Annotated in this window: 7 protein-coding genes; 3 read left to right on the forward strand and 4 right to left on the reverse strand. The window is 71.3% G+C overall.

Annotation, left to right across the window (positions count from 1 at the left end; genetic code table 11):
* Nucleotides 1-43: 43 nt before the first annotated feature.
* From hemW to ACFP2V_RS03720, 3 genes are all read right to left on the reverse strand, one after another.
* On the reverse strand, nt 44-1276 hold the full coding sequence (gene hemW / locus ACFP2V_RS03710) for a radical SAM family heme chaperone HemW (protein ID WP_381205261.1): 1233 nt from the start codon (nt 1274-1276) through the stop codon (nt 44-46).
* 49 nt (nt 1277-1325) lie between these two features.
* Complete coding sequence (locus tag ACFP2V_RS03715; protein ID WP_381205264.1) at nt 1326-3515, reverse strand: SpoIIE family protein phosphatase; 2190 nt, start codon at nt 3513-3515, stop codon at nt 1326-1328.
* A 178-nt stretch (nt 3516-3693) separates the two neighbouring features.
* Nucleotides 3694-4071, reverse strand: a complete 378-nt coding sequence (locus tag ACFP2V_RS03720; RefSeq protein ID WP_381205268.1) for a nuclear transport factor 2 family protein — start codon at nt 4069-4071, stop codon at nt 3694-3696.
* Nucleotides 4072-4494: 423 nt separating this feature from the next.
* Between ACFP2V_RS03720 and ACFP2V_RS03725 the strand changes: the two genes are divergently transcribed.
* Nucleotides 4495-5124: a DUF4291 domain-containing protein gene (locus ACFP2V_RS03725; protein WP_381205271.1), complete on the forward strand. Its 630-nt coding sequence runs from the start codon at nt 4495-4497 to the stop codon at nt 5122-5124.
* Between the two features lie 83 nt (nt 5125-5207).
* Here the strand turns inward: ACFP2V_RS03725 and ACFP2V_RS03730 are convergent, their stop codons facing one another.
* The gene (locus ACFP2V_RS03730; protein WP_381205274.1) at nt 5208-5696 is read right to left on the reverse strand and encodes an ATP-binding protein; all 489 of its coding nucleotides are present in this window, start codon (nt 5694-5696) and stop codon (nt 5208-5210) included.
* A gap of 139 nt (nt 5697-5835) precedes the next feature.
* Here ACFP2V_RS03730 and ACFP2V_RS03735 point away from each other — a divergent pair, with 139 nt between their 5' ends.
* Entirely contained in the window at nt 5836-6720 is an 885-nt protein-coding gene (locus ACFP2V_RS03735; RefSeq protein WP_381205277.1) for a helix-turn-helix domain-containing protein, read from the forward strand.
* Complete coding sequence (locus ACFP2V_RS03740; RefSeq protein ID WP_079034551.1) at nt 6710-6904, forward strand: DUF397 domain-containing protein; 195 nt, start codon at nt 6710-6712, stop codon at nt 6902-6904. The genes ACFP2V_RS03735 and ACFP2V_RS03740 overlap by 11 nt, the downstream gene beginning before the upstream one ends.
* Nucleotides 6905-7089 lie beyond the last annotated feature (185 nt).

A 7089-nucleotide genomic window follows, 5' to 3' on the forward strand; every position in this document is an offset into this window, starting at 1 on the left:
GGGACCGAACCCGCGTTCCGTGGTGATTCACTCCGCCGAGTGATCAATCCACCACATCCCTGACCACGGCGTCCGCCAGCAACCGCCCCCGGAGCGTCAGCACCGCACGCCCCTCCTCGTACGGGCCCTGCTGGAGCAGGCCGTCGGTGAGGGCCCTGTCGGCGGCCCGAAGGCCCTCCGCGCGGAGGAGGGACAGCGGGACGCCCTCCTTGAGGCGCAGTTCCAGCAGGATGCGCTCCACCCGGCGGTCCTCCCCGGAGAGGATCTCGCGCCCGGCACCCGGTGAACGGCCCTCGGCCAGGGCCGCCGCGTACGCGCCGGGGTGCTTCACGTTCCACCAGCGCACCCCGCCCACGTGCGAGTGGGCCCCGGGTCCGGCGCCCCACCAGTCGGCGCCGCGCCAGTACAGCTCGTTGTGCAGGCAGCGGCCCGCGTCCGAGGTGGCCCAGTTGGACACCTCGTACCAGTCGAATCCGGCCGCCGACAGGATCTCCTCGGCGATCAGGTACCGGTCGGCGTGGACGTCGTCGTCGGTCATCGGGACCTCGCCGCGCCGGATGCGGCGGGCGAGCTGGGTGCCCTCCTCGACGATCAGGGCGTAGGCCGAGACGTGGTCGGGGCCGGCGCCGAGGGCCGCGTCCAGCGAGGCCCGCCAGTCGTCGTCGGACTCGCCGGGGGTGCCGTAGATCAGGTCGAGGTTGACGTGCTCGAAGCCCGCCGCGCGCGCCTCGGCGACACACGCTTCCGGGCGGCCGGGGGTGTGCGTGCGGTCCAGGATCTTCAGTACGTGCTGCCGGGCACTCTGCATGCCGAAGGAGATCCGGTTGAAGCCGCCCTCGCGCAGGGTGGCCAGATAGGCAGGGTCGACCGACTCCGGGTTCGCCTCCGTGGTGACCTCGGCGTCCGCCGCCAGCCCGAACTCGTCACGGATCGCGGCCAGCATCCGTACGAGGTCGTCGGCGGCCAGCAGGGTGGGTGTGCCGCCGCCGACGAAGACCGTGCGGACCTCGCGCGGGTCGTCGCCGAGCACCTTGCGGGCCAGGCGGACCTCGTCGGTCAGCGTGTCGGCGTAGTTGTCGCGGGACGCCAGTACTCCACCGCTGCCGCGCAGCTCGGTGGCGGTGTAGGTGTTGAAGTCGCAGTAGCCGCAGCGGGTCGCGCAGTACGGCACGTGCAGATAGAACCCGAGGGGGCGGTCGGCGGCCCCGGCGAGCGCGAACGCGGGGAGCGCGCCGTCGGCGGGGACGGGCTCGCCGTCGGGGAGTGCGGAAGGCATGTGCTCCATTGTCCCGCACTCGTCCTGGTCCTCTCGCGCGTCGCGGGTGTCAGCCCGCCTGGAGCACGAGCAGCGCGAGATCGTCGGCCGGCGGCCGTGCCCCGAACTCGTGGACGAGCCGGTTGATCCGTTTTGCTGTCAGCTCGGCGTCCAGCCCCGCGCAGCCGGCCAGCGCCGTGGCGAGCCCGTCCCCGTCGTCGAACTGGCGGGAGCCGGAGCGCCGCTCGGTGACGCCGTCGGTGACACAGAGCAGGGTGTCGCCGGAGCGCAGCTCGAAGGTCTCGCTGGTGTAGGTGGCGTCCTCGACGACCCCGAGCAGGGTCTGCGGCTGGGCGACGGTACGGACCGTCCCGTCGGGCGCGAGCAGCAGGGGCAGGGGGTGCCCGGCGGAGGCGAGGGTGACGCGGGCACGGACACGGCCGCCGTCGCCGTCGCCGTCGTCTTCGACGAGGGTGAGTTCGCCGTAGAGGAGGGACAGGAAACGGGTCTGGGGGCCGTCCCCGGGGGCGGTCGGACGGGCGCCGGCGGCGACGAGGGCGCGGGCGGCGGCGTCGGCGGCTTCCGTGGCGTCGTCCAGGAGCAGCTGGTTGAGGCGGTCGAGGACGTCGGCGACGCGGTAGCCCTCGCGGGCGAGCAGCCGCAGCCAGGGGCGGGCCAGCCCGATGACGACGGCCGCCTCGGGGCCCTTGCCCTGGACGTCGCCGATGGCGAAGCACCAGCGGCCCTTCCCGGCCTGGAACAGGTCGTAGAAGTCGCCGCTCGGTCCGCCCTTGTCGAGGGGCTCGTGGATGAAGGCGGAGTGCACGCCGGGGATCTCGGCGACGGCGCTGGGCAGCAGACCGCGCTGGAGCACGGCGGAGATGGTGGCCTGCCGGGCGTACTGCCGGGCGGCGCCGATGGCGAGCGCCACGCGCCGGCCGAGGTCCTCCACCAGCCCGGTGACCTCGTCCGGGAACCGCCCGATCCCGGCCCGCCCGATCACCAGCGTCCCCAGCGGCCGCCCGCCGGCGACGAGACGGTAGGCGAGGGCGGTGCCGGGGGCGGCCACGAGGGCCGGGACGGAGCCGGGGGCAGTGGCGGGGCCGGGGACGGTGGGGCCCGGGACGCTGTAGTCGTACGGCGGGGCGTCGGCCGACAGCTCCGGCATGCCGAAAGGGGCCTGCGGCGGGTCGAAGCCCTCCGGCAAGTGGCCGAGGCCGGCCTGCGGCAGGTCGAGGGCCTTCTCCGGCCAGGGGTAGACGAGCGGGCCGGGGCACAACGGGTCGGAGAGAGGCGGCGGATTCTGCTCGAGCGCCCTGTTCAGTTCCTCGACGCGGCTCTCGTCGGCGTGCCAGACCCGGGCGAGGCGGGGCCCGCCGGCCCGTGCCCCGTCGCTCCAGTCGCCATGGCCGGTGGTCTCGTCCTCCAGCCACACCGCGCACCAGTCGGCCAGCCGCGGCACGATCAGCTGCCCGGTGAGCGCGGCGACGAGATCCTCGTCGAGCTGTCCGGCGAGCAGATCGGACGCCTCGGCCAGGAACGACAGCGCCCCACGCCCCAGCCAGGCCCCGTCCCGCCGATACGGCCGGGACGCACGCCACGCCTCCCCGTCGGCCCCGACCCGCTCACCGGGCGCCCCGGCCCCGCGCGGCGGCTCCGGCTCCCCCTCGTACGCGTACGCCTCGATCCAGTCGTCCATACCGGCCGGGTCGTGGATGCCGTCCGAGTCGCCCACGCCGTCCGTGCCGTCCGCCGCGAGGCCCCGGGCGGGGATGCGGGCCCAGACCGACTTCGTGTGCGCGCCGGGCCGGTACGTGATCCCCCAGGCCTCGGAGAGCGCGGCCACGAGCCGCAGCCCGCGCCCGTACTCGGGGCCCTCGGGGCCCTCACCGGGCGGTGCGTCCGGCTCACTGCCGCGCGGGGAGCGGGAGGGGTGGCGGTCGGCGACCTCGATGACGAGCGCACCGGTCTCCGCCTCGAGCCAGCAGCTCAGCCGTACCTCGGTCCCCGCGTGCACGACGGCGTTGGTGACCAGTTCGCTGGCGACGAGCATGGCGTCGTCGCCGGCGCGGGTGGTGAGGTGCTCCGCACCGGGCAGCGCGCGTTCCGTCCACTCGGCGAGCGCCGCCCGCACCAGGGCCCGCGCGGACCCCGGGGCGAGGGGGCCGCCGGACAGGGTCGCATCCGTCCGCGCGCACGCCCGCGCGGACGCCTCGGAGGCGGCACGCAAGGTCTCCCTCTGCGTCGGAATGGCCCTCATGGGCAGCTCCCGGCCTGTTCGTACGAATACACCTCGATCAATGCCGCCAGGGTGACAGACCGACCCCACCCATAAGCAACGAGTTACCGAAGTGGACCGCCGAGAGCGGGAACAGTGCCCCACGCCCGGTCAAGACTGGCCGAAAACCGATCACTTTCGAGCAATCATGTCGGAGCGCTCAGATGCGCTGGACGTAGGGAGCCCGCCAGGCGGGCGAAGGATCCGCGCCGAGCTCCGTCCAGTATTCACGGCCACCGATGATCAGGCCGTCGCGAACGGTCCAGAAGGACACCACCCGGTGAACGCCCATCGTGGCGTGCGGGACCTCGACCTCGGAGACCACTTCGTCCCCGGCCGACACAATGCGCAGGACGTCGATCGACCATCCCTCCGGGTACTCCGCATTGACACGCACATAGTTGTCCCGGCCGAGGATGCGTTCCCCGCTGACCGGCCACTCCACGACGACATCGGCCGCCAGTAGGGCGCCGACGCCCGCCCAGTCCCGGTCCTGCATGCGGTCCCAGAGCATCCGAACAGTGGTTACGGATTCCATGACCACATCCTGCACCGCACCACCGGCAGAAGGGGCGGGTTCCCGCCCGGCCGGGCGCGGCGCGGACATGCGCACCACGCGCCTCACGTGTCCGCGCCTCGACGTCCGGCAGGACTTCGGCGACGCGCAAGGGCAGCACTCCGTTCTCGGCCCGACGGCGAAGGGCGCCCAGTGTGTCGGTATCGTCCGGGAATCAACTCCCTTGTCCGAGCGGCCGTCTCGGAGTCACGCTCGACCACGTGGTCGGCTCCGAATCCGCGCACCGGGTCGAGGTCACGTGCGGAGGCGTCAGCGACGAGATCCAGCCCGTCCGCCACGGCCGGCTCGACCACGTATCCGCCGACGGCACCAGCCGCGCCGGCCACCGGTCGACTCCGTACCGGGCCTCAGCGGGAAGGGGCGGGGCCACGCCCCGGTAATTCGATGGCGCGCGCGAGACAGCGTGCCCACCCTGTTCCCGTGGCAGAACCCAACTACCGGATCCGCGCCCTGCACACGGACTCCACGATCACCGTCTACCAGGCGTACCCGCCGGAGATCGGCCTGCCGGCGGCCGGGGAGGGCCGTTTCCCCCCGGTGTGGCAGCGGGGCCGGATGACGTGGATCAAGCCGTCGTTCCTGTGGATGATGTACCGCTGCGGATGGGGCACCAAGGAAGGCCAGGAAACCGTCCTCGCCGTCGAGATCACCCGTGAAGGCTTCGAGTGGGCACTGGAACACGCCTGCCTGTCCCACTACGAGCACGGGCTCCATGCCGACCGCGCCACCTGGAAGCGACAACTGAAGCGGGCCCTGGCCCGGGTGCAATGGGACCCCGAACGCGACCTGCACCTTCAGCCACTTCCCCACCGGTCTCTCCAGCTCGGCCTCGCCGGCGAAGCCGCACGTCTCTACGCCGACGAGTGGACCGTCCGCATCACCGACGTCACGCCACTCGCCCACACGATCCACGAGCATGTACGGGACGGAGACCTGGATGCCGCACGGCGGCTCCTGCCCCACGAGCACCCCTACCCCACGCAGGACGGAAGCCTGGCTCACCTGCACCGATGAGCCGGCCTGTGAGGACAAGCACCGGTCCGAGACGACTTTCCGGACCAAGGGCCCCTCATTTCCCGGGACAGGCAGGTGGACGATCAGGGGTGCACCTGCTGCAGCGGAGGGCCGGGGAGTTCGGCCCAGACGGTCTTGCCCGAGGGAAGCCGGGGGGCAACGCCCCAACCGGAGGCGAGCGCACTCACGAGAAGCAGTCCGCGCCCCTGCTCGCCGAGCGAGCGGGGCTCCGCGACCGGGGCGGGCAGCCCCTCTCCCCGGCAGTCGGCGACCTCGATCCGGAGGATGCCGGAACGCCCATCCGGACAACCGATGAGGGTCATCGTGAGCAGGAAGTCCCGTCCGGGCAGGTGACCGTGCGTGGCCGCGTTCGCAGCAAGTTCACCCACCACCAGTTCGGCGGCCTCCAGGCACTCGCTGTCCTTGGCCCACCCCCAGGCCGCCAACTGCTGGGCCGCGAGCAGGCGCGCGAGACGTGCTCCACGTCGTGTCGAGCTGAACCGTTGCCTGAAGGGCTCGGGAGATGGGGCGCGGGGGGACACCCGGGGATGGTCACGGATTTCGTACTTCATGTGACAGAGCGTGCCCGGATGGCCGTACGCTGACCAGAGGAACCGTTGGTACGGCACGCGCCTGTACCGCCGTTGACGGTTGTGTGTCCGTGCTGACGGGAGTAACTGGGCGGCAGGCAGGCGGGTTGGGGGATGTGTGATGGCATCAGGACCCCGTCAGAGCGATACCGAAGGCTGCCCCGAGCCCTCGGAGGACACGGACGGTCTCGTCGACCTGAACCGGGCTGTGGGCAGACAGGTCAAGCTGCTTCGGGAACGGGCCGGCATGACCCAGAAGGAACTGGGTGACCGGCTGGGGTACGGCGAGGACCTCGTCTCGTCCCTGGAACGGGGCCGCAGAACACCACAGCCGGAATTCCTCGACGCGGCGGACGACCTGCTCGACGCCGGAGGGCTGCTGAAGGCGACGAAGGAGGACGTGGCGCGGGCGAAGGCCCGCGCACGGGTCCGCCACCCGGCATGGTTCCGGGACTATGCGCGACTGGAGGCGGATGCGGTCGAGATCAACTTCTACAACAACCACGACATCCCCGGACTGTTCCAGACCGAGGGACGCACCCGCGCCCTGTACGAGATGCGCAAACCCCTGCTCGACGAAGAGATGATCGAACAACGCGTGGCCTCACGCATGGACCGCCAGGAAATCCTGACCCGACGTCCCCTTCCCATACTGACCGTGGTGATCGAAGAGGTGGTACTTCGTCGACCGCTGGGAGGGCGCGAGGTCCACAAGGAGCAGTTGGGCCGACTGCTCGAACTCGGACGGCTGCGTACCGTCGAGTTGCAGGTCATGCCCACGCACCGGACCGAACACTCGGGCATGGGAGGCTCGTTCACCCTGCTGATGCCGAGGGGAAAGCCACAGGTGGCGTATACGGAAGTGCAGACCTCCGCACGGCTGGCCACAGACCTGGACGAGGTCCGTATCCTGGCCGCACGCTACGGCAGCATCAGGGCCCAGGCGCTCACTCCGCGAGAGTCTCTGACCCTGATCGAGAGGATGCGGACGGAAGATGAGCACTGAGAGCCGTCGACGGCTTGTCTGGCACAAGAGCAGCTACAGCGGCAACGAAGGCGGCGAGTGTGTCGAAATAGCCGTCGCCCCGGGAACCGTCCACGTCCGCGACTCCAAGGACGTGGATCGACCACACCTCTCCGTCCATACGGTCGGCTGGGCCGCGTTCGTGAACTTCGCAACGGACCGCTGAGCCCTCCAAGGCGTGTCCGGGAAAGCGTGAGCACTTCGGCCGTCCCTGCCCACACGCCGCTCGTTCGAGCGCTCAAGTGTCATGTGGCTGCTGGCTGCTGGCTGCTGGCTGCTGGCTGCTCACGCTTTTCCGTAGGACCTTCGCTTCCGGCTTCGCGGTTCCGGGAGCGCGAGTTCCGGACCGGA

The organism is Streptomyces incanus (genome assembly GCF_042656345.1).
GTDB classification, from domain to species: Bacteria; Actinomycetota; Actinomycetes; order Streptomycetales; family Streptomycetaceae; genus Streptomyces; species Streptomyces incanus.

Bases quoted from the DNA above. Each gene is read 5' to 3' on its own strand.
- hemW (WP_381205261.1), bottom strand. From the start codon at position 1,276: ATGCCTTCCGCACTCCCCGACGGCGAGCCCGTCCCCGCCGACGGCGCG.
- ACFP2V_RS03715 (WP_381205264.1), bottom strand. From the start codon at position 3,515: ATGAGGGCCATTCCGACGCAGAGGGAGACCTTGCGTGCCGCCTCCGAG.
- ACFP2V_RS03720 (WP_381205268.1), bottom strand. From the start codon at position 4,071: ATGGAATCCGTAACCACTGTTCGGATGCTCTGGGACCGCATGCAGGAC.
- ACFP2V_RS03725 (WP_381205271.1), top strand. From the start codon at position 4,495: ATGGCGCGCGCGAGACAGCGTGCCCACCCTGTTCCCGTGGCAGAACCC.
- ACFP2V_RS03730 (WP_381205274.1), bottom strand. From the start codon at position 5,696: ATGAAGTACGAAATCCGTGACCATCCCCGGGTGTCCCCCCGCGCCCCA.
- ACFP2V_RS03735 (WP_381205277.1), top strand. From the start codon at position 5,836: ATGGCATCAGGACCCCGTCAGAGCGATACCGAAGGCTGCCCCGAGCCC.
- ACFP2V_RS03740 (WP_079034551.1), top strand. From the start codon at position 6,710: ATGAGCACTGAGAGCCGTCGACGGCTTGTCTGGCACAAGAGCAGCTAC.